A 1,270-nucleotide genomic window follows, 5' to 3' on the forward strand; every position below is an offset into this window, starting at 1 on the left:
AGATGATGAAAAATAAATATATTTTAATAAAAACAGCAATCAGTATAACTGCCATATTTATATTTTATCTTCTAATTCAAGAAAGCAGCGGAAAAACTGAAAAACCATCATATTTCTTGATGGCCATGTTTCTAAACTCGCTTTGGTTTGATAAAGAAAATAAAACAGTTATGGCTGCCGTTACGGCAATTATTGCCGCCTACTTTATATTTGTCGCACTATCCGATTAATAAGCAAACAAAAAAGGCTGCTTGGAAATTTCAGGCAGCCTTTTAGGAGGATTTTGATGGAACATTATCTCCTCCCCAAGAATTTGTTATGAAAAAAACAAATCACCGCAGCCATGATGATTCTGACGATGATTGCTCCCGCAATGGCAAACAGCTTCGACAATCAGACATTTGAAAGCCAAGTGTTCCACACGCAGGCAGATACGCCTATGCAGTTGGCGGAGCTTTCTCAGAAGGAGATGAAGGAGGCTGAAGGGGCCATGGCGCCGTTGGTGGCACTTGGGTATTTAACTAGGATAGGTACTTTTGTTGCTGCAAGATATGCTACCCCAGTAGTTCGAGGGCTCATATTTTTTATGGACGCCAATTGGCTAAGACTCCAAAATAATTAGAATTTGTTGCGGGCTTGGGCAATAATTGCCCAATCATATTGTGTATTTTATGAGGGGTGGTGATGATAATTGAAGTTGAAATTGATAGTACTAATAACGAGCAGATTTCTTTTTTAAAAAAATAGCCGTTGGTCAAGCTCTGAAATTATAAGAAAATTTCCAAATAATAAATTATTTTTTTCAAAAAATACGCTGCATTATAATAATGCGGACAAATTACTGTGCAGGACAGTCATTTTTCCGGAAGGGACGATTCTTTCCTACGAAGAAAATTCCAAAAAATTTAATTTACAGGTAAAAAATGCACAAAAAAATAATATTAAGTTGCAAGGTGTATATACACCTTCCACCGAACTGGTTCATGTAGTTCATAATCTTTGCCTGTTAGGAAATGTAGTTCTCCGTATCATAGGAGATAATACTGATTTGAATAATATAGAAAAAATAGAACTTAATTTTGAGAAGTTTGATAAGTATTTTTTTTATATCGGAAGATATGGAAATAATGTTTATAAATAAATAAACCAATTTCCAACCAAGCCTGCTATCGGTTTGGTTGGAAGTAAGAGGAGGTAAGGTAGTGTTTCCTGTTATTTTCTTTTCGACATTGGGCTGTATTTTAGTATGGATAAAAGATATGCCTAAAAT

General features: G+C 35.1%; 3 protein-coding genes. 2 read left to right on the forward strand and 1 reads right to left on the reverse strand.

Annotated elements, in window-relative coordinates; all coding sequences use genetic code 11:
* Positions 1-2 precede the first annotated feature (2 nt).
* On the forward strand, positions 3-230 hold the full coding sequence (locus tag ACTHUE_RS19280; protein ID WP_070461414.1) for a hypothetical protein: 228 nt from the start codon (positions 3-5) through the stop codon (positions 228-230).
* Between the two features lie 113 nt (positions 231-343).
* Positions 344-622, forward strand: coding sequence for a hypothetical protein (locus ACTHUE_RS19285; protein WP_070461415.1), 279 nt, complete (start codon positions 344-346; stop codon positions 620-622).
* Between the two features lie 384 nt (positions 623-1,006).
* Here the strand turns inward: ACTHUE_RS19285 and ACTHUE_RS19290 are convergent.
* On the reverse strand, positions 1,007-1,270 hold a 264-nt coding region (locus ACTHUE_RS19290; RefSeq protein ID WP_440424198.1), incomplete at its 5' end, for a hypothetical protein.

It is taken from the genome of Neisseria sp. P0021.S005 (genome assembly GCF_051956955.1).